The organism is Paraburkholderia tagetis, assembly GCF_022213065.1.
In the GTDB taxonomy this organism is placed as follows: Bacteria; Pseudomonadota; Gammaproteobacteria; order Burkholderiales; family Burkholderiaceae; genus Paraburkholderia; species Paraburkholderia tagetis.
Map to the genome: position 1 here is coordinate 1 of NZ_JAKLJA010000048.1, position 21,163 is coordinate 21,163.

The following is a 21,163-nucleotide window of genomic DNA, read 5'->3' on the forward strand; positions in this document are numbered from 1 at the left end:
GAATCTGCTCAAACGAGATACGACCACGAAAGCTGGGCTGAAAAACCGAAGGCTCAAAGCCAGCGCCAGTGATCCGTACCGCGAGAAGATCCTCGGCCTTTGAGCTTCATGCGATTGCCCTGTCGGACCTCGCGGTCCTGTGGTTTCCACGATGCACCGCAGTACCCGCCGCCTTTCGGGACGCTAACTTCCCGGTTGTTAAAAATACAATCATGAAAGGCAGGCATGAACAGGAATCGGCACCGCCTCGTGTTCAGCAAGAAGCGGGGAATGCTTGTCGCGGTCGGGGAAACGGCGACGGCGACGGCGGCGGGGAAGCAGGCTGGACAGACGCACGCTGGATCGCAGCACACCGTGGTTCGCCGCGCGCTATTCACGCTGCAACAAATCGCGTTTGCCGCGTTTGCCGCATTTGCATTACTCGGCGCGATGCCGATTTTTGCGCAGATCGTCGGCGGCGGCGCACGCGCGCCGAACGTCATCCAGACTCAGAACGGGCTCGATCAGGTCAACATTAACCGGCCTTCTGGCGCGGGCGTTTCGGTCAACACGTACAACCGCTTTGATGTCCAGGCGCGCGGCGCAATCGTGAACAACTCGCCGGCCATCGTCCAGACGCAGCAGGCCGGGATGATCAACGGCAATCCAAACTTCGGTCCGGGGCAGGCCGCGAAGGTCATCGTCAACCAGGTCAACAGTCCGACCGCTTCGCAACTGAACGGGGCGCTCGAAATTGCTGGCCAGCGCGCGGAAATGATTCTCGCGAATCCGTCAGGCATTGCTGTCAACGGCGGCGCCTTCATCAATACCAGTCGAGCAATTCTCACGACCGGTACGCCGAACTATGCAGCCGATGGTTCGGTCTCGGGCTTCAACGTGACGGGCGGCACCATCACGGTCAGTGGCGCGGGAATGAACGTCTCGAACGTGGACCAGGTCGATTTGCTGGCGCGCGCCGTACAGGCGAATTCCGCCATCTACGCGAAGAACCTGAACGTCATCGCGGGCGCGAACAACATCAATCACGACACGCTCGCAGCCACGCCGATTGCAGGCGACGGCCCCGCGCCGGGTGTCTCCATCGACGTGAGCAGTCTCGGCGGCATGTACGCAAACCGTATCGTTCTGGCTGGCTCGGAGTTAGGCGTTGGGGTGTCCCTCAAGGGCATCGTCGCAGCGAATGCCGGTGATCTTGTACTCACATCGGCCGGCAAGCTCGTACTCGCCGGCCAGACGAACGCAAGCGGCAACATCAGCGCGAGTGCACGCGACGGCATCGACAACAGCGGCACGACCTACGCGCAGCAGAACGTCAGCGCGACCACGGGCGGCGCGCTGAACAACGGCGCGGGCGGCACCATCGGCGGCAATGGCAACGTCGCCTTGCAGGCCGGACAGATCGCGAATACGGGTTCCATCACGGCCGTCCAGAGCCTGATTGCTACGGCCGTGCAGGCGCTTTTCAGCAGCGGCACGCTCGCCGCCAACGGCAACATGACGCTTTCGGCCGGCACCACGCTCGCAAACAACGGCCAGCTTTCGGCCGGCCGTCTGCTTGTTCTTTCGGCGGAAACGTTCGACAACAGCTACGGCATGGTCAGCGCGGGCCAGCTCGCACTGCACGCCGCGAACCTCATGAATCGCGGTGGCAGCATCACGCAGACCGGCACGGGCGACACCACGGTCGACGTATCGGGCACGCTCGACAACGCCAACGGTTCCCTGCTGAGCAACGCCACGAATTTTTCGCTCGGCGCGGCATCGCTCGTGAACGACGACGGCACCATCGCGAATGCCGGCACAGGCACGCTCACGGCCCGCACGGACACACTTTCGAACGACAACGGCACGATTGCCACGAACGGCGCACTCGATGTGAGCGCGGGTGCGACCTCGAATCGAGGCGGCACGTTTGCTGCCCAGACCGGCGCGGCGCTAACGGTCGCGTCGCTCGACAACAGCGCGGGCGGATATATCGGTGCGAAGATTCAACGCGATCTTCGAATTCATCGAACAGCGCAAGCGTTGGTGTGCAATGGACGACAGGCGGCGGCTTTGGAATCTCGGCAGCGATGTCGAACGCGCACGGCGATGCGAACAGCGATGCGAGCATTCAAAACGCTTCACACGTCACGGGCGCGAATAGCGTATCGGTGATATCGGGCGGCGATACCCATGTGACTGGCTCGCAGATCGCCGGCAGACATATTTCGGCGGACGTGGGCGGCAACCTGAACGTGACGAGCATCCAGGACACGACCGCGAGCGCGGCGCACCAGAGCAGTTCTGGCGGCGGCGTCACTATCACGCAGTACGGTGGCGCGAGCGCAAGCGTGACAGCGCAGCGAGGCCACGCGGACGGCACCTACGCGGGCGTGAACGAACAGGCGGGTCTGTACGCGGGCGACGGCGGTTTCAACGTGAACGTCAAAGGCAATACGGGGCTGACGGGCGCGGTGATTTCCAGCACGGCAGACGCGCAGAAGAACAGCCTGACGACAGGCACGCTTACTTTCAACGACGTGGAGAACAAGTCGCACTACTCCGCGAACAGTATCGGTGGCTCTTACGGCATCGCGGCATCGACGGGCTCGGGCGGTAAGGCAGTCGGCCCCGGCTCCGTTCCGGGCACGGGTGGCGTCGTGCCGATGATTCCGCAGAACGAGAGCGGCGACCAGAGCGCGACGACGCGCAGTGCGGTCAGCGCTGGAACGATCAACGTCACGGACGAAGCGAACCAGAAGCAGGACGTCGAGACACTGAGCCGCGACGCGGCGAACGCGAACGGCAAGGTCGCGAACGCGCCGGACGTGAATGACATGCTCAACCAGCAGGCCGACACGATGCAGGCCGCACAGGCGGCAGGACAGGCTGTCGCTCAGGGGATTGGCGCGTATGCGGAGGGGAAGAAGGATGCCGCCGACAAGGCCGCTGAGGCAGCGCTGGAGTCTGGCGATGTTGAGGCGTATAAGGCGGCCGTTGCGGAATCGAAGTCGTGGGCCGAGGGTGGCGACAAGCGCGCGGCACTCCATATCGCCGGCGGCGCACTGATTGGCGGACTCGGCGGCGGTGCTTTCGGCGCGGTTGGCGGTGCAGCGGGCGCGGGACTGGCCGCGAAAATGGCCGATCAACTGGACCAGATCTCGAAGGGCGTGGGATCTGCGACAGGTTCGGAGCTGCTGGGCAATCTTGCCGCGAACGTTGCGGCGGGCGTGGGTGGTGTGCTCGTGGGCGGAGGCGCAGGCGCGGCGATGGCGTCGAACGTCGAACTCTATAACCAGAGTCTGCATCGGAAGAAGAATGACCTGGTAGCGCAGGTGTGTCCGGCGACGGGGCAATGTAACGAGGCGACGCTGAATGCGGCGATTCAGGCGCAGGGGGATAATGCGGCAGCGGCCTCGGAAAACATGAAGACGGCGGCCATTTACGGTGCTCCGGCTACCGCTGTGATTGCTCTCGGGCCCGAAGCGGTGATGGCTGCGGCACTTGCAGGTGGCCTTGACTACGCTGGAAGTCTTTACAGTTATGCGACGGGACTGACCAGGGACGAGCCCAGCGTGACGAACTCGTATATTGCTGGGGTGGTTGGCGGTTTGAGCTACCCTCTTGCGATCGGAAACGCTGCAATAGCCGGAATGGGAACGGCTGGAAAGATTGCAGCCACCGGGTATAACGCAGCGGTGGCGGGCGTGAGTGCATTTGGTACGGCGGGGATGACGGGAAGTAATCCGAATGGCGCTGCGGCTGCCGCTACGATTGCGACAGCTATCGGTGCTGGAGCACAGATTATCTTCCCTGGAGCATTGGGCAATCTCCTAAACCAAATGATTCAGGGAGCAAGTGGTCCAGTTCAAAACGCTGTCCAGAACAGTACCTCTAAATAATGAAAAGAAAAGAATCAGCATCAATGACGCGACGGTACATAAAGGCTTATCTATCGCTATTAGGAATCGTTGCCGCCTTTGCGGGCGTGTCGATGGCGCAAGGTGCTGGCTGGAGGCCCGCGTTGGCGGGCATGCCGCTCTATGTGATTCTATTTGTGGCGATCACGTATAAGCTAGTAAAGGAGATTGTGGCGTCGGGAAAGCGAGTGTGTAACCAAGGTTCTGTGGGCGACGGTGACCACTGACAATAACCCCGGCTGGGCCGAGGGGGGTGATAAACGCGCGGCACTCCATATCGCCGGGGCGCACTGATTGGCGGTCTTGGCGGAGGCAATGCTTTCGGTGCGATTGGCGGTGCAGCGGGCGCTGGGCTAGCCGCGAAAATGGCCGATCAACTCGACCTGATCTCGAACGGCGTGAGATCGGCAACCTTGCCGCGAACGTGGCTGTGGGCGTGGGTGGCCTGCTCGTGGGCGGCAGCGCAGGCGCAGCGATGGCGTCGAACGTCGAACTCTATAACCAGAGTCTGCACCGCAAGAAGAATGATCTGCTTACACAGGTGTGTAGTGGCACGAGCCCGTGCAGTGAATCGCTGGTGATGGCAGCGATCAATGCGCAGGGAGCGAATGCGGAGGCGGCTGCAGGGACTCTCCAGCCAAATTACGCGACTGTAAATGGGAGCGTACTATCAGCGAATGGAACGTTCTCCGCAAATCGGTACGATGGTCAGCGTTATATTGGTGGTGGAGTTGCTATGACAAATCCATTGGCCGTATCTTGGATGCCGAGTGGAACCGTGACATTGGGGTGGATATTTGGAGCACATGATGCGAGCGCAACAAATTCCTTCATGAATGGAGATGGAATCCAGTACTTCGTTTCGATTCCCACTCCTGTCGGTGTCAACGTGTTTGGTGCGATAACGCATGCGTATGGAGGCGGAACAGCTCTTGAGCTTGGTTTGGGGTCGCCCGGTGGCAAGACTTACGGCGTAATGCCTTGGGGGCATTCTGCTCCGCTGGGTGTCAACAAGTGACGGAGGCTTGAATGGCGAGCGGTGGAGGGCCCACGCCAGAGCAGTGGGCGCGAATGAGCAAACGGCAAAAGATCTTTTACTGGATCTTTATTTGCGTAGTCGCGTTAGTTATAGGAAGTGCAGTGATCGAAAAACTCTTTAGCTAAAGTGCTTCTCAATCGTGCGTCGGGAGTTTCGTCAGCGGCTCGACCCACGGTACTAGCTCGTACTTGGCCGGCGGCGGTGCTAATGTGTCAACGTTCGGACCTGTTCCTGGCTTCCCTGCCATTGGTGCAGGTGGTGGGATCAGTCATGCGTATGGTGGACAAACCTCCATTGAGTATGGTCTTAGCTTCCCGCCGGGTACCGCAGTGAATCCCATTAGTTATGGGTTTGACATGAGAAAGTAGAGGGGCCGATATGGCTGGACCATCGTTCAAACCGGGCCAATACGAGAAGCTGAGTAAAGGTCAAAAGACAATCTACTGGGTTGCCATCGTTATTGGATTTACGCTGATTGCCTGCATCTGGATTTATAAACTCGTTCTGGCACATTGAAACAACAAACCCAGCCTTGAGCTGGGGTTGTTGTTTGCAGTGCTGTTCAGTCCGGCGTGGTGACGAGCCTGCCGTCGTGCACCTCGATCCTCACACGCTGCCCGGCCTCGAAGCCTGCAAGTTCAAGCCATCGCCCGGAGAGCTTGAACCTGTCGGTGCCGTTCGCGATTGCCGGCCAGGGCTTCCGGTACGTTGGATCCGTTCACGTCGCGAAGTTGTCCCAAGGATATGAGTTGGGAATGCAGGGCATGTCGACACCGCTCTATCAGGTGACAGTCAACACGCAGGACGTTTCCAGGCTTCGCTGGAAAGCGTGCAGGCGGTTGCGGGCGGGACAATTCAGTCGCTCGGTGGCTACCGCTATGTGTGGCCGTCAGCAAACAGCGTCGCATAAATCGAATACAACGGCGCGATCTACTACGGCGCAATGCTGACGGCTGGCGACGTGCATGATGTTGTCCCGGCCGCCTATAACGGTATCGCTGCTGACTTCATCGCGCAGACCCACGCACGCGCACCATCGCGTCGACTGCGGCGGCCACGTCCGAATCCAGCTGGGGCCAGCGGTCGATGGGAACCGTGGGTCCCCGGCGAGATCTTTCCGGCATGGCGCCGGGCAAGCGACTGGATGGCGGCGCAGTCCCGCCATAGCGAAATACGCGCGCACGGCCGGGGACGACGTCGTCGACCACATGCACGATCCCCGCGTCGAGCCACATGCGCAAGACGGCTCGCACACTGCGCGCATCGATCCTCACGCGCGCCGCGAGCTCCGTTGCGGTTCCACAGATCCCCTCTTGCATCACATCGATCAGCCGTGCTGCTACTTCCCCTCTCTCACGCATGCCGGTCTCCATTGTGGAAAGCCTGCCTTGCAGCCAGGGATGGCAGGCATTTTCGATGGGGCCCCCGGCCGGCGCGCGCAACACGTATTTTCGTTCGCGCGCGCGTGGGCAACGCTAACCCGAGTAGCGGTCCGGTCGTCTCAAAATGGATCGTCTACGTGAACCGGCTAGCTGGGCCGGCTAGCTGAGCCAACTACCGCGAGCCTCGGTTCAACGCAGCACGGCCGACATGGGGGACAGGCAGTTGAGCATGCGCGCGAGACGCTCGGCCGAAGGCGTCGTAAAACGCGGCATGGAAGCGCACACGCGCTCTATCTGCGGCCACTGCGCGAACAGATCGGCCAGCGCGCTTCTGGGTATGCGTTCGCAGATACGGACACGCGGCGGCTCCGCTGTGCGCGTATCGGGTACGTATCGAGTACATATCCGGGTGCGTATCGAGTGCGTATCCGTGCGCGCATCGGTGTGAACCGCGTGCGCGGATGCGCTCAAATGCCGCGCCATTCCGGCGCTCGCCGCCGCTGCTTTATCGATAAATCGCCACGACGGGCGCGTCTCCCACGCGGGCATAGCCGCGATACATGCCCTCGGTATTGAAGGGCAGCGTGACGTTGCCGAGCGCGTCCACGGCGATCAAGCCGCCCCGGCCGTCGATGCGCGGCAGCCGCTCCATCACGACGTTCGCTGCGGCGTCGGCGAGCGTCGCGCCGCGATATTGCATCTGCGCGGCCACGTCGTAGGCCGCGACCATGCGCATGAACATTTCGCCCGAGCCGGTCGTGGAAACGGCGCAAGTGGCGTCGTCGGCGTAACAGCCCGCGCCGATCAGCGGCGTGTCGCCCACACGGCCCGGCTGCTTGTTGGTGATGCCGCCCGTCGAGGTGGCGGCGGCCACGTGCCCGTGAGCGTCGAGCGCGACCGCGCCCACCGTGCCGTGCTTGCGGTTCGGATCGATCGGCTCGTGCGGCAGGTCGTCCGCGCCCGTCGCGGCTTTGTCCGCTACCGGGTCCGCCGCCGCCGCGTTTGCCACACCCACCCCACCCGCCACAGCCACCCCACCCGCCACAGCCACCCCACCCGCCGCGAGCGTCGCGCCGTCATGGTCGAGCATCGCGCGCTGCTGCCCACACGCGAGTTGCCACTGGCGGTAGCGCGCGTCGGTATGAAAGTAGCCCGGTTCGACGAATTCGAGCCCCTGCGCCGCAGCGAACGCTTCCGCGCCCTCGCCCGCAAACAGTACGTGCTCGCTGCATTCGAGCACGCGGCGCGCGGCGAGCACCGGATTGCGCACGCGCTTCACGCTGCATACCGCGCCGGCTTCGAGCGTGCGGCCATCCATGATCGAGGCGTCCAGTTCGTGAGTGCCGGCGGCCGTGAATACCGAGCCGTGGCCCGCGTTGAAGAACGGACACTCTTCGAGCAGGCGCACCGCCTCGGTAACCGCATCGAGCGCACTGCCGCCTTCGGCGAGAATCTGCTGCCCCGCTTCCAGAATGCGTTTCAGCGCAGCGAGGTATTCGGCAGCGAGGTATTCGGCTTCGACGTCGGGCGCCATCGCGGTGCGCAGGATCGTGCCGGCTCCGCCGTGAATGGCAATGACTGCGCTGGGATTCATGACTTGCTCCTGAGACGGGAAGGCGCGCGGGATGACTTGCGGGAAGCAGCGTTCGCAGGCGCCGTCGCGGGAAGCCGCGCGGCGGCCGAAACGGCGGACTCCGGCGTGAGCCATGGCAGCACCGACTCCGTGATGGTGGCCGCGGCCTCGACCGAATGCTTCGCGCGCAACGCCACGGCATCGCAGAGCGCCTCGATCACGGCCAGCACCGCGGCCTCCGAGTTCGCGGCGAGCCGGCGTTCCGCGCGCACCAGCAGCATGAGATCGGCAAAGCGCGCGAGCGGCGACTCGCTGCTGTCGGTGAGCGCGAGCACGCGCACGCCGAGATGCGCGGCGCGACGCGAGAGCTTGATGGTGTCGTCGACGTAGCGCGGAAAGGCAATGCCGATCAAGAGGTCTTCGCTGCCGGCGCCGAACAGGCGGCGCGCGGCATGCGTCGGGCCGCCGATGGTCGAAAGCGACTGGACATTGTCGAGATACGGCAGGAGCGCGAGCTCCATGAGCCCTGCGAGAAACGCGCTCGTCCCGGAGCCCACGATAAAGACGCGCCGCGCGTTCATGATGGCGTCGACGGCGGCGGTTGCCGCCGCGCTGTCGATCGACTGACGCGAAGCGCGGAGATTGACCTCGGCCTGTTCGAGCGAAGCGCCGAACAACTCGGCACCGCGGGTGGGCGATTCCTGCGCCGTGCGCAGCCGCTCGACCGGCGCTAGCGTGGCCTCGAAGCCGCGCACGAGCGCTTCGCGAAACGCGGGATAGCCGTCGAAGCCCAGCGCGCGCGCGAAGCGGTTCGCCGTTGCCACGGACGCGCCCACCGCACTCGCCAGTTCGTCGATGCGCATGGTCGCCGACTGGAACAGATTCGCCAGCACATACTCGGCCATGCGCCGATGACCGGGAGTGAGATCCGGCATCGCCGCGCTCAGGCGGGCGACGATCTCTGCATCGGGGAGCGTGGGCTTAGGCGACCGTGCGGTCATGCGGAACCTGGATTGTCAGTGTCATGATGTAAATATAATTACACGCATAGCCGCATCTGAAAATTTGTTTTCATTACGTCGAGGGTTTTTCCCAGGTAAGCAATCGCTGAACAGCGCGCTGCCCGATGCAGGGCAATCGGTCGCTGGTGGCTGCGCTGCTTTCCGCGATAGATTGCCGGTCGCCCGTGCCGGTATCGACGCGTCGACCGCTTTGAGCGCCGTGACCGCATTCGCATAAGGGCATGGTGACGTTCGCTGCGCGCCGCATGACGTTCGTGGCGCGCGCAACGTTGGTGAAATGACTATCGATGAGGGGAACCCGGTGAAAGCCGATATCGTCGTTGTGGGTGCGGGGCCGGCGGGTCTGTGCTTCGCCCGTTCGCTCGCTGAAACAGGCCTGAAAATCGTTGTCGTCGACCAGCAGCGCGATGAGGAAATTCGCAATCCTGAATTTGACGGGCGCGAAATCGCACTCACGCATAAATCCGTTGGCGTACTGAACCGGCTCGGTTTATGGGAGCGTATCGAGAGCCAGGCGAAGTCGCGTCTGCTCGACGCGCGGGTGTACAACGGGAAATCGTCGTATGCACTCGAAATCGGGCGTGAGCTGAGCCCGCACGAAGAACTCGGCTGGCTGGTCGCCAATCATCAGATTCGCAAGGCCGCGTTTGAAGCAGTGCAATGCGCCAGGAAAGATGCCGCAAACATCGAAATCCGGACATCCGAGCGCGTTATCGGCGTCAAGTCCGACGACGACTGCGCCACCGTGCAGCTCGAAAACGGCGAGTCTATCGCCACGCGCCTGATCGTTGCTGCGGACAGCCGGTTCTTCGCGACCCGCCGCATGATGGGAATCTCCGCGCACATGCGCGACTTCGGCAAGACCATGCTGGTTTGCGGCATGACGCACGAAAAGCCGCATCATCACGCCGCGTGGGAATGGTTTGGCTATGGCCAGACGCTCGCGTTGCTGCCGATGAATCCGCACCCGGAGTCCGGCGCATTTCAGTCTTCCGTGGTGCTCACGCTCACGGGCCGGGAAATCGAGCGGCTCAAGCAAACGGACGCGCACACGTTCGCCAGCGAAATCGAGCGGCGCTTCGACCATCGGCTCGGCAACATGGCGCTGGTCACGACGCGTCACGCCTATCCGCTGGTCGGGGTCTATCCGGAGCGCTTCGTCGCCACGCGCTTCGCGGCGGTAGGCGACGCAGCGGTGGGCATGCATCCGGTCACCGCGCACGGCTTCAACTTTGGCTTGTCGGGCGTCGAGAGCCTCGCGGGCGCCATCCGCGAAGCTTGCCTCGCCGGGCGCGACTTCGCCACCGATGCGATCCTGCGGCGCTACGAGCACAAGCACCGTCTGAAGACACGTCCGCTGTATCTGATCACCGGCATGATCGCGTCGATCTACACACGCGATCATCTGCCGGCGCGCCTGGCCAGAGACGTTCTGCTGCGCGCGGGCGAGCGTCTTCACCCCTTCAAACGAGGCGTTGCCGCTTACCTTGCGGGAGGGCTCTAAGCCATGACCGCTTGCAAAACGGATTCGCAGAAAGCAGCCACGCGCGCCGAGGACAAGCGCGTCGTGAATGGTCGCGGAGACATCAACCAGCTCGCGCCATTTCGTTATCCGTGGGCGTGGGAGTGTTTTCTCAACGCAAACCGCAATCACTGGACGCCGCTCGAAATTTCCATGAGCGACGACGTGCACGATTACCAGCAGCACCTCACCGCCAACGAGCGGCACGTATTCGAGAATGTGCTCGCATACCTCACCACGTCCGATATTCTCGCCATGCGCAATATCGGGCTCGCGGTGATGGAAAAAATGACAGCGCCCGAATTGCAGATCTATCAGGCGCGCCAGGTCTACGAAGAAGCGCTGCACACCTGGACCTATCAGCATTGCATCGAGACGCTCGGGCTGGATCAGCAGGAGATCTACAACCGCTATCGTGTCGTGCCGGAGATCCATGCCAAGATCGCGCTGGCGAACCGGCGACTGGAGCGCATCCTCGCGCCCGGCCTCGACCTCACGAACCGCGATACGCTGCACGAGTTCGCGCTCGCCTACCTGTTCTTTGCCGCGGTATTCGAGGGCTGCTGGTTCTATAACGGCTTTACGCCGGTATTCGCGCTCCAGCGGCGAGGCTTGATGAAAGCGACCGCGCAGCAATTCCAGTACATCATGCGCGATGAGGTGCTGCATTGCGGCTTCGGCATCCGCGTGATCCGGCAATTGCTCGAAGAGGAAAACCTGCAGCTCGATCCGCGCGCCGTGCAGCAAATCTGGGACGAGGCCGATGCGGCCGAAGCCGCTTACGCGGGCTACATCCTGCGCGAGCCGATACTGGGCTACTCCGCCGATCTGCACTGCGCGCAGTTCCGTCACATCGCCAACCGTCGCGCGGGACAACTGGGCATGCCCGCGCCGTTTCCAGGCGCGGAGAACGTGCTTCCCTGGCTCGACGAACAGGCGAACCTGCGCAAGGAGAAAAACTTCTTCGAAACGCGCGTGACGGAGTACCAGACGGGCGGCGCGCTGGACTGGAATTAGGCGGGCCGTAATGGACGGGCGTTTTCACGACGCCCCGTCCATCACGGGTTGGGACGCGCGCAAGGCGCGCCGGCGGGGGGCGCCGATTACGCATGCCTTTCAGGCACTGTCGATAAAAATCGCCCACCAGCACATTGATGCGATGGCTCGAGACGATATTGTCTAATGCAATGGAAGGGCTCGTCTCAATGACATGCAGGCGGGCCGAAATAATCAGGCCCACCATTGCAAAACGTTTAAACGACGGCGATGGAAAAAGACGGCCGGCAATCAATCTGCGGCGCAAGGCGTAGCTGGCGTTGCGCTGCTCCTCGCGGAAACAACGCAACGCCAGTTCTAGCCAGATGGCTTATCGGACGGCTTTTAATGGACCGTCGATCAGGCAAGTCGATCAGGCAAGGTCAGACTGCTGCTGCGGCAGGCGCCGCGGCGGCCGGTGCTGCAACTGCGCGTGCTTTTCTTGCACCCATCTTGCGCGGTGCCGCAGCCTTTTTCGCGGGTGCGGCTTTCTTGCGCCCGCGCGTGCCGACGGCGGAAGTGGCGCCACGGCCAGCCGTCGTCTTTTTCACGGCGGCCGTTTTTGCACCGGCCTTTTTCACCGCCGCACGTTTCACTGCGGTTTTCTTCGCGCCAGTGGTTTTGGCCGATGCGGCCTTGGGCGCCGAGCCTGCCGCGATCAGGAATTTCGAGCGGTCCTTGACGTCGCGAATCCAGGCCGGCGCACGTCCGCGCCCGGTCCAGGTTGCGCCGGTTTTCGGATCGGCGTATTTCGGCGCGACGGGATGCGCATTGGGATGCAGCGCTTTCGCCGCGCCATTTGCGGCCTTCACGCCCGGCTTGCGGCCACGTCTTTTACCGACGAAACGTTCGATATCGGCAACTTCCAAACCATGCTTGTGCATCAGATCGCGAATTTTCGCGAGCCCGATAGACGATTGCTTTTCGGCGATCACTTCCGCCTGTTTCTCAAGCTTGGCGATCTTCTGCTTGATCGCGTCCAACGTAACCATACTCACTCTCCCGGTCAGGAATTCACCCCCAAGCAACTGTTTGAACTTCGTTTGCATGGCGAAGTTTGGCTTGGCCCATTTAGGCAATGCCATCATGGCATACACAATTATGACGGCAAAACGGCAATACATGCAAATTGGCTGCTATTAGCGTGACCATTTGCAGATCCAATCATGGCAATTTCGACATCGAATTCTTCCGAATCCTTTCATTCGATGACAACTAGCGCGACTTGCCGTAACCCGGACCGCACACAGTCCGTTTGAGATTCAGGATACAGGTTTTGAAAAATTCGGGGTTCACGTGTGCGAACGTTTACATGGAATTTCAGGAACGGCGGACATACCGATCGATTGCAAAGCCGCCATCGTCTCGATCGCATCGTTCCTCATTTGGATTCGGAGCGCAAAGCGCTGGACTGGAAAGCGCAATGACGGGTCGTCATTTGCGCTCCGCACGGCGCGAATACATCAGATCATCTAGAATGCGAGTCCTTTTCGAATCTCGTGCGCCATGTGTCTGGTCGAAGCGGTACCTTCACGACCGGCATGCACCATTGCGATACCCACCGGCTTCAAAATGCGCGCGCGCCCAGGCAAAGCGCCCTGCGGATACGCACGATCTGTTACCGATAACATCCAGCCTGCCGCCAGGTTTGCAGCCCAGTTTTTTTGAATGACATTCATGAGTGCACCTGTCGAATCTCCGCTGTCTACCATTCGCCCCGAGACCTCCGGGTTGGACACCGCTTCGCGCGACGCCGCCATTACGGCGCCCCTCGTCGAGCCGCCACACGGGCTCGCGCTAGCCGAACTTTCACTCGCGCTCGGCGGTTTTGCCATCGGCACGGCGGAGTTTGCGGCCATGGGCATCCTGCCTGAAATGGCCGGCGACCTGCACGTGTCGATTCCGCAAGCGGGGCACATGATCAGCGCCTATGCAGCCGGTGTTGTCGTCGGTGCGCCGCTCATCACGGTTGCGCTTGCGAAAATGCCCAGGCGTGCGCTGTTGATCGTCCTGATGCTGCTATACGCCATGGGCAATGGCGCGACGGCAATCTTCCACAGTTATACGCTCACGCTCGCGAGCCGCTTCGTCGCCGGGTTGCCGCACGGCGCTTACTTCGGACTCGCGGCGCTGGCCGCGGCGGCGCTCGTGCCGCCGCACAAACGCGGCGCCGCGATCGGCAAGGTGATGCTGGGCTTGAGCGTGGCGAATGTCATCGGCGTGCCGGCGGCCACCTGGCTCGGCCAGGCGTTGGGCTGGCAAGCCTGCTTCGCGGCCGTCGCCCTCATTGCGCTGGCAACGGCGGGCATGATCGCCTGGTCCGTGCCGCGCCTGCCGACTTCGGGCAAGGCGAGCCCGCTCACCGAGCTGGGCGCGCTCGGCCGCCCACAGGTGCTGTTGACGCTGCTTGCCTCGGCAGTCGGCTTTGGCGGCATCTTTTCCGTCTATAGCTATGTCGCGTCGACGCTTACCCAGGTGACGCAAATCGCCCGTTATCACGTGCCCTTGGCGTTGGCGCTGATCGGGCTTGGCATGATCGTCGGCAACGTGGCGTGCGGATGGCTCGCGGACCGCTGGCTCAAGCGCACGATGCTCGGCATGTATGCGTTCGCGGCGGTCGTATTGCTCGTGTTCGTGGTAGCCGCGCCTCACCTCTGGGCGATGCTGGCGATTCTGTTTTGCGTGGGCGCGGGGTCGGCCTGTACACCGGCGTTCCAGTCGCGCTTGATGGACGTGGCGGGCGATGCACAGTCGCTGGCGGCAGCGCTCAATCACAGCGCGTTCAATATCGCCAACGCGGTGGGTGCATGGCTGGGCGGGCTCGTGATTGCCGCCGGATTCGGATGGGTCGCTACAGGCTGGGTCGGCGCGATTCTGGCCGCATTGGGGATCGGTGTGCTGCTGATTTCATTCGGCCTCGAACGCAGGGCTGCGTAGGGCTACGTAGGGCTGCGCGGGTTTGCGTAGAGCTACATCAGCCAGCGCGGCAGTCGCCCACCGCGCGGCGGCGCACGCCGGAAACGACGCCGGCCAGAACGACCGGCGCCGCTTGCGGCGCGGCAAGACTAGCGCTGCACGTTACTGCATGTGTTGGCCGCCGTTGATCGGGATGTTCGCGCCAGTCACGAAGCTGGCGTCGTCCGAGCAAAGGAACAGCACGAGCGCAGCAACTTCACCCGGGTTGCCGAGACGGCCCATCGGAATCTGCGGCACGATCTTCGTATCGAGGATTTCCTGCGGGATGGCGGTGACCATTTTCGTGGCGAGATAGCCCGGCGAAATCGTGTTCACCGTCACACCCTTACGGGCGACTTCCAGCGCGAGCGATTTCGTGAAGCCGTGCATGCCGGCCTTCGCCGCCGCATAGTTCGTCTGGCCCACGGCGCCCTTGGAGCCGTTCACCGACGAAATATTGATGATGCGGCCCCAGCCGCGCTCGACCATGCCATCGCACACCGGCTTCGAAATGTTGAAGATCGAATCCAGGTTCGTGCGCAGGACCATGTCCCAATTGACCTTGTCCATCTTCTTGAAGGTCACGTCGCGCGTAATGCCGGCGTTGTTGATCAGAATGTCGACGGGGCCGACTTCGTTCTTGATCTTCTGCGCGCCGCGCTGGCACGAATCGTAGTCGGCAACGTCGATGGAACAGGCGTGGAAATCGCGGCCCGTCTCCTTCATTCTGGCCAGCCAGTCCTTTGCGCCAGCGTTGTCCGGCGAGTGCGTGACGACGACCTGATAACCTGCGTCGTACAACCGGACGCTGATTGCCTCGCCGAGACCACCCATCCCACCTGTTACCAATGCAATACGCTTAGTCATGCTATCTATCCGCGAGAGAAAAATCACAAAATTCAGGTGACGACTGGCCAAGGTCGCCACTTCTGGCCTGGCCCGCCCTCCGCGCGCACTGGCGAAGATGGAGCGGGCAAAATCGCGCGCTTTATTGTGTGGGTCTAGTCGTGCGCGCAACGTGTCCGGTTTGCCCGCGAGTGCATATTTCGTGCCTCGTGGGCAAACCGCTTAACTTCAGAGCGACCTGACCGGTCGCCCAGTCACTACTCAGTCACTACTCAATCACGCTCGAGCGCGAGCGCCACGCCCATGCCGCCGCCGATGCACAGCGAGGCGAGACCCCGCTTCGCGTCACGGCGCTGCATTTCGTGCAGCAGCGTCACCAGAATCCGGCAGCCCGACGCGCCGATCGGGTGACCGATCGCAATCGCTCCGCCGTTCACGTTGATCTTCGACGTGTCCCAGCCCATCTGCTTGTTCACGGCCAGCGCCTGTGCCGCGAACGCCTCGTTGATCTCCATGAGATCGAGATCGTTCACCGACCAGCCCGCGCGTTCGAGGCAGCGCTTCGACGCCGGCACCGGGCCCATGCCCATCACCTTCGGGTCCACGCCGCCGGCCGCGTAGGCCTTGATGCGCGCGAGCGGCTTCAGGCCCAGCGCCTCGGCCTTCTTCGCCGACATCACCACCACTGCCGCTGCGCCGTCATTCAGGCCCGATGCGTTCGCCGCCGTCACCGTGCCTTCCTTCGAGAACGCCGGCTTCAGGCCCGCGAGCGCATCGGCCGTCACGCCGTGGCGCACGAATTCGTCGGTGTTGAATAGCAGCGGGTCGCCCTTGCGCTGCGGAATCTGCACCGGCACGATTTCCGCGTCGAAGCGGCCGGCCTTCTGCGCGGCTTCCGCCTTGTTCTGCGACAGCGCCGCGAACGCATCCTGCTCTTCGCGCGTGATGCCGTATTCCTTCGCGACGTTTTCCGCCGTCACGCCCATGTGGTACTGGTTATAAACGTCCCACAGGCCGTCGACGATCATGGTGTCGACGAGCTTCGCGTCGCCCATGCGAAAGCCGTCGCGCGAGCCCGGCAGCACGTGCGGCGCCGCGCTCATGTTTTCCTGGCCGCCGGCCACGACGATCTCCGAATCGCCCGCGAGAATCGCGTTGGCCGCGAGCATCACGGCCTTCAGGCCGGAGCCGCAGACCTTGTTGATCGTCATCGCGGGCACGCCCGTAGGCAGCCCCGCCTTGATCGACGCCTGGCGCGCGACGTTCTGGCCCGAACCGGCGGTCAGCACCTGACCCATGATCACGTCGCTCACCTGCTCGGGCTTCACACCCGCGCGCTCCAGCGCCGCCTTGATGACCAGCGCGCCCAGATCGGGCGCCGCAATCTTTGCCAGCGTGCCGCCGAATTTGCCGACCGCGGTGCGTGCGGCCGAAACGATCACAATGTCAGTCAATTTCCACTCCTGCGTTAAAAATACTCATGGTGGGTACGCTGTGCGAAGCGATAGCAACCAAGGCGGCGCCACCGCTACTTCCCAAGGAGCGTAGCTGCGTCATGTCACACAAAGATGACAAATCAAAGAATGCGCGCAATTGTCATGCGCGACGTATTGGTATGAATTGAAAACGCGGAAATGAGCGGACGGCGCAGTGCAATCGAAATGTGATTTGCAACCGCGCCGCTTCCCGAAAGGGTCAGCACCGTTGCGATCAGTTCGCGGACGGCCCCGTTTGCGTGGGCCGCTTCGTTGCGGCAGCAGCCATATCGAACCTGCCCTGCGCGGCCTGGATGGCTTGGCGGGTCATCGTGCGCACGGAATCGGCAGCGGTGCCGAAGGCGCTAAACGTCGAGTTCATTGCGGCAACGAACGGCTCCGCGCCGGCGGGCGCGCCTTGCGAGAAACGCTCGGCCAATGCTTTGACGCACTGCTCCTGTCGCTCGGTTTGCGCCTGCGCGACCTGGGTCCATTCGGAATGGGTATGGGCCGCGATATCGAAAAGCTTGCGCCCATACGACATTGCCTTCGAAGCAGCCTGCTGCGAAGCATTCAACTGCTGCGTGAAAAGCTCCACTGGATTACCGCTTTGAAGCGCGCTCTTCAGCGCGGCCTCGTTATCGGCAATGGCCGAGCGAGCCGTCTGCATATTGAGCGCTATCGTGGCTTCGAAGCTCTCGAATGCTGGCTTGGCCAGAGCAAAAAACACCGCGACGCCAGTTTCATAATGGGCGCGGAGACGATCGGGTGCGGAAACAGTCACGGACTCGGTCATCGGCAATGCCTCACGATTAGAGATGCTAAATGGATGAATTGCGGGCCACGATCCAACGCGACCCCAAATCACTGCAACCGGGAAATGCCCGAAACACGTGCATCAGTGCGGCAGTGAAATTAGAGGTTTCATTCTAAGCGGAGAATTTAACAATTTTGTGGAAGAAGGCTTAGGTATAAACCCTTATATCTATGCGTTCCGGTTCAATACTTGCCTTTGTAAGACGAATACGCGGAAATAACTGCTGATTCGCTCCAGAAGCACGCTCGTGCGAAACCGGAGTATCCAGCTTGGTTGAATTGCGGTCCATAGGTGGAACACGCGAAATACCCAACATCGATATGCCCATTCTAAATAGAGCCTGAGCACAAAGCTGCACGGCACATTGATTTCGAGGATTTCGCAAATATGAAATTTAATGTGTCCATGCAAAAAATCAATGAACCGAATGTGGAACGGCGCGCGAGGCGCAATTGCTTTCCTTGAAAACAGCAATGGCGCCACCAATCAGGATGACGAATGATTACTAACCAGTACGATCGTACGAAAACACCCGATATCTCCCGCGCTCTTTCCAGTCAATAAAACAGCTGCATAGGCGCCGTCTAGCGCGGCCGAGCGCGGCAGTCCGGTCAATTCCGCGCATTGGACTCCAGCCAATTCCGTTGCGTTGGGTCGAGGGGAGAAGTCTAGCGACCTGATACGCGCTCGCCAGCGATCGCAGGGCAGCGATTGCAGTTGCCCCCCAAGCGCTGCCACCGAGCGCCTCTCGCCTTTCAGACGTCTATTTCTTCCAACGTCAGAAGACGCATCTCCTAACGCCAAGATGGACTCGAACGCTCCGGCGGCAGCGAGTACGGCTCGGCCAGCATCTCCGGGCGCGATACAGCCGCAGGACGCCCCGAGGCAGATCTGACACCGGCCGGAGCGGCAATCCAGCTAATTCCGTGCTTTCGAGTCCAGCTAACCCGTCGCTAGTCCAACTATTTCCGTTTCCCCGAGCGCCAGTTACGACACCACAACTGCGCCGCCAGATATGGCAATCGAAATTACCGAAACGGCTTCAGTACTCACAGCGAGCCCTCATAGGTTCTTGTTGTGCGTCTGCCATTAGGTCTGTCTCGGTGCACGACCTGACTATTGGCAGTCAGTCTGAACTTGATAACCCAAGCGCTGCGATGTGCAGTGAATCGCCGTGGCCGGAGCGGTCACGAGCGGCCGTGACATCAGTGCCGCAGCTTGTGCTTGCTGAGCCTGAGCTGCCTGGGCCTGCTGCATCTGTGCGGAAATAGCGAGTGCTCCGAGTGCTGCGCTGCGGTTCGCGTCTGCCGCCTTGCCCCCCTCAAGCAACGTAGAAATCAGGTCTTGACGGATTGCTTCGGCGGCTTCCTGTTGCGTCTGCATAGCGGCACAATAACGTTTGACCCGCGCATTAACATCACTCATGCGCTGAAAATGCGGCTCGATAGCAGCGCACCATCCGGCATACCATGCAGCGTCGCGTGCGCCACGATTTAGTGCTGCAAACTCGCGCCCGTCCGTCGCTGCGTTTCGGTACGCGTTGACGCGGCCATCAAAGCCGACGCCTTCAATTGCGCATGCCGTCAGCATTGCGGACAGCAGCAGAATAGCGCCCGTACTTCTCATCGTTTCTTCCCCAGGAAAAATGTTATTGTTCCGCCCGATTATGCCCGAAGCGACGAGGTGCGCTTTCAGAAGGGAGATTTTTGAGCGGCCAGGCATTCAACCCGCGAAGAAAACGTTCTTGGACGTCGACCAGAACCGGTGTGACGGAGACGTGCAAGTCAGTCTAACGAATTCGCGACACAAGTCTGGGCAGTCCAAGTAATTCGGATCAAGCGTCGCAAGAATGGCCGTTGATTAATAAGGAACCGGAGTCTAACTATTTCGTAACCCCTGCAACAACAGCGGCGGGCCGAAACCGGCCCGCCGCATGATTGCTACAACGACTCGAGGACTCCCTTCAGGGGCTCCCAAGCACATGACCATTCACTTCCGTGCCATACAGCGAGTGCGGCGTGTCGTGATACTTCGCGCGCGTTTGCGCGACCGAGCCCTTGAAACGCGGGTCCTGTGGCCGTTCGTGGCTATCCATGAACGTTGCGACGTCCCAGGCTTCCTGATCCGTCAATGTGCCGCCGAGACCCAGCGGCATATTCGCCTTGATGAAACCGGCGGCATTCTGGATCTCGTGCATGCCTGCGCCCCAGTTGAAAGAACGCGCACCCCATAGCGGCGGGAAGACCGTCTGGCCGCTGCTGCTCTTGCCCTGGCCGTCCGCGCCGTGACACGCCACGCAATGCTGTGTGTAGACCGCGGCGCCGCGTGCGTAATCGGCTTTCTGTGCGGGCGCGGGCAGCTTTGGATAGCCCCGGCCGGCCACCTTGCCGCCCACGGGCGCCCCCGTGGCCAGCCAGTACGAATAGCTTTCCAGCGCGACCAGCACCGGATCGCCCAGCGGCGGCGCCTTGCCGTTCATGCTGTAGTTGAAGCAGCCTTGCAACCGTTCCGCGAACGTATTCACGTGCCCGTTCTTGCTGCGATAAGCCGGGTACGAAACAAAGGCCGCCCATAGCGGGCTCGAATTGGCTTTGCGGCCCGCATCCAGATGGCAGTTCGCGCAGCTAAGCGAATTGCCCACGAACTTCCCCGCGTACTGGCCCGTGTGCCGGAAAATCTGCTCGCCGAGCTTCACCGATTTGCCGAAGTCGCTGCCAGGCATGGCGCTTTCTGTGGGCGGCTGGAATTGCCCGGCTTGTGCGCCGGTACCCGCCTGGGGTTGTGACGCGGTTTGTGACGCGGTTTGTGAAGCGGGTTGCGAAGCGGGTTGCGAAGCGGGTTGCGAAGCGGCAACCGCCGTGCTCGCTTCAGCCGCAGCCTGTTGCGCGTAGTACTGCGCGACGGCGTGCATGTCGGCGTCGCTCAACTTGCTCGCGACAGCCGGCATCAGCGCCAGCGTGCCGGGCGGCCGCTTGCCGTTCTTCCAGGCGTTGAGCTGCGCCTCGATATAAGCCGAAGGTTGTCCGGCCAGCGGCGGAAATATCGCGCCAACGCCCGCGCCGCCCGGCCCATGGCATTGCACGCAGGCGGGCAGGTCCTGCTGCCAGCGGCCGCGCGTCGCCAGCCAGGCGCCGCTATCGGACGGCGCGACGTCGGCGGGATCTTGCGTGCGAATGCCCTTCGGCGCGGGCAGGCTGCTGAAATACTGCGCCACGGCCTTGCGCTCATCGGCCGACATGTTCTTCGCGAACGGTTGCATCACGGCGTTGTCGCGACTGCCATCCGCAAACGCCGCAAGTTGTGCTGCGAAATAGTCCGCGCCTAGGCCGGCAAGCCGCGGGAATCCCGCCGCCGCATTGCCTTCGCCGTTCGCGCCATGGCAACTGATGCACGCCGGAACGCCGTTGGCGGTGCCTTGCATGGCGATCGTCTGCCCCGAGGACGCCGGCTCTTTTTGCGTTTGCTTTGCCTGCTGCGTTGGCTGGGCATAGGCCGCCGATGCGCCCAGCGCCGGCAGCGCAATCGTCATCGCAAGCGCCGTGGCAACCCGCATCGATCGCATGAGTCTCTTGAGATTCATTCCCGCTCCGAATGA

At 62.0% G+C, this 21,163-nt stretch carries 15 protein-coding genes and 3 pseudogenes; 6 read left to right on the forward strand and 12 right to left on the reverse strand.

Features of this window, described 5'->3' with window-relative positions:
• Positions 1–225: 225 nt before the first annotated feature.
• The 3 genes and pseudogenes from L5014_RS32640 to L5014_RS32650 all read left to right on the forward strand — a co-directional run.
• A pseudogene (locus L5014_RS32640) lies at positions 226–1,911 on the forward strand (filamentous hemagglutinin N-terminal domain-containing protein); the annotation flags it as partial.
• Positions 1,912–1,985: 74 nt separating this feature from the next.
• Positions 1,986–3,335: pseudogene (locus tag L5014_RS32645) on the forward strand (hemagglutinin repeat-containing protein); the annotation flags it as partial.
• Positions 3,336–4,377: 1,042 nt separating this feature from the next.
• A complete protein-coding gene (locus L5014_RS32650) occupies positions 4,378–4,920 on the forward strand; it encodes a polymorphic toxin type 22 domain-containing protein (RefSeq protein ID WP_238467924.1) in 543 nt (180 codons plus the stop codon).
• A gap of 583 nt (positions 4,921–5,503) precedes the next feature.
• Here L5014_RS32650 and L5014_RS32655 read toward each other — a convergent pair.
• The 4 genes from L5014_RS32655 to L5014_RS32670 all read right to left on the reverse strand — a co-directional run bounded on the left by L5014_RS32655 (position 5,504) and on the right by L5014_RS32670 (position 8,897).
• A complete protein-coding gene (locus L5014_RS32655; RefSeq protein WP_238467955.1) occupies positions 5,504–5,626 on the reverse strand; it encodes a SymE family type I addiction module toxin in 123 nt (40 codons plus the stop codon).
• Positions 5,627–5,948: 322 nt separating this feature from the next.
• The gene (locus L5014_RS32660; RefSeq protein ID WP_238467925.1) at positions 5,949–6,314 is read right to left on the reverse strand and encodes a hypothetical protein; all 366 of its coding nucleotides are present in this window, start codon (positions 6,312–6,314) and stop codon (positions 5,949–5,951) included.
• A gap of 514 nt (positions 6,315–6,828) precedes the next feature.
• A complete protein-coding gene (locus tag L5014_RS32665; RefSeq protein WP_238467926.1) occupies positions 6,829–7,917 on the reverse strand; it encodes an isoaspartyl peptidase/L-asparaginase family protein in 1,089 nt (362 codons plus the stop codon).
• Positions 7,914–8,897 carry a MurR/RpiR family transcriptional regulator gene (locus L5014_RS32670; protein ID WP_238467927.1) on the reverse strand — a complete coding sequence of 328 codons (984 nt, stop codon included), beginning with the start codon at positions 8,895–8,897 and terminating at the stop codon, positions 7,914–7,916. Before L5014_RS32670 ends, L5014_RS32665 begins: the two co-directional genes overlap by 4 nt.
• Before the next feature lie 298 nt (positions 8,898–9,195).
• Here L5014_RS32670 and ubiM point away from each other — a divergent pair, with 298 nt between their 5' ends.
• Together ubiM and L5014_RS32680 are read left to right on the forward strand one after the other, a co-directional pair.
• Complete coding sequence (gene ubiM, locus L5014_RS32675; RefSeq protein ID WP_238467928.1) at positions 9,196–10,422, forward strand: 5-demethoxyubiquinol-8 5-hydroxylase UbiM; 1,227 nt, start codon at positions 9,196–9,198, stop codon at positions 10,420–10,422.
• A gap of 3 nt (positions 10,423–10,425) precedes the next feature.
• Entirely contained in the window at positions 10,426–11,457 is a 1,032-nt protein-coding gene (locus L5014_RS32680) for a ribonucleotide-diphosphate reductase subunit beta (protein WP_238467929.1), read from the forward strand.
• 401 nt (positions 11,458–11,858) lie between these two features.
• Here L5014_RS32680 and L5014_RS38715 read toward each other — a convergent pair whose 3' ends face one another.
• Both L5014_RS38715 and L5014_RS32690 read right to left on the reverse strand, forming a co-directional pair.
• Positions 11,859–12,599, reverse strand: coding sequence for an H-NS histone family protein (locus tag L5014_RS38715; RefSeq protein WP_274389596.1), 741 nt, complete (start codon positions 12,597–12,599; stop codon positions 11,859–11,861).
• A 348-nt stretch (positions 12,600–12,947) separates the two neighbouring features.
• A complete protein-coding gene (locus L5014_RS32690) occupies positions 12,948–13,154 on the reverse strand; it encodes a hypothetical protein (RefSeq protein WP_238467930.1) in 207 nt (68 codons plus the stop codon).
• Between L5014_RS32690 and L5014_RS32695 the strand changes: the two genes are divergently transcribed.
• Positions 13,153–14,412, forward strand: a complete 1,260-nt coding sequence (locus L5014_RS32695) for an MFS transporter (protein ID WP_238467931.1) — start codon at positions 13,153–13,155, stop codon at positions 14,410–14,412. The genes L5014_RS32690 and L5014_RS32695 overlap by 2 nt on opposite strands.
• Positions 14,413–14,553: 141 nt before the next feature.
• Here L5014_RS32695 and phbB read toward each other — a convergent pair whose 3' ends face one another.
• From phbB to L5014_RS38895, 6 genes and pseudogenes are all read right to left on the reverse strand, one after another.
• On the reverse strand, positions 14,554–15,297 hold the full coding sequence (gene phbB / locus L5014_RS32700; RefSeq protein ID WP_238467932.1) for an acetoacetyl-CoA reductase: 744 nt from the start codon (positions 15,295–15,297) through the stop codon (positions 14,554–14,556).
• Positions 15,298–15,548: 251 nt separating this feature from the next.
• Entirely contained in the window at positions 15,549–16,730 is a 1,182-nt protein-coding gene (locus L5014_RS32705; RefSeq protein WP_238467933.1) for an acetyl-CoA C-acetyltransferase, read from the reverse strand.
• A 256-nt stretch (positions 16,731–16,986) separates the two neighbouring features.
• Positions 16,987–17,547, reverse strand: a complete 561-nt coding sequence (phaP, locus tag L5014_RS32710) for a TIGR01841 family phasin (protein WP_274389597.1) — start codon at positions 17,545–17,547, stop codon at positions 16,987–16,989.
• Between the two features lie 1,137 nt (positions 17,548–18,684).
• Entirely contained in the window at positions 18,685–19,290 is a 606-nt protein-coding gene (locus L5014_RS32715) for a hypothetical protein (protein ID WP_238467935.1), read from the reverse strand.
• Positions 19,291–19,531: 241 nt separating this feature from the next.
• The gene (locus tag L5014_RS32720) at positions 19,532–20,782 is read right to left on the reverse strand and encodes a c-type cytochrome (protein ID WP_338019369.1); all 1,251 of its coding nucleotides are present in this window, start codon (positions 20,780–20,782) and stop codon (positions 19,532–19,534) included.
• Positions 20,771–21,148, reverse strand: a pseudogene (locus L5014_RS38895) (c-type cytochrome); the annotation flags it as partial. The pseudogene L5014_RS38895 and the gene L5014_RS32720, both read right to left, overlap by 12 nt.
• Positions 21,149–21,163: the final 15 nt, after the last annotated feature.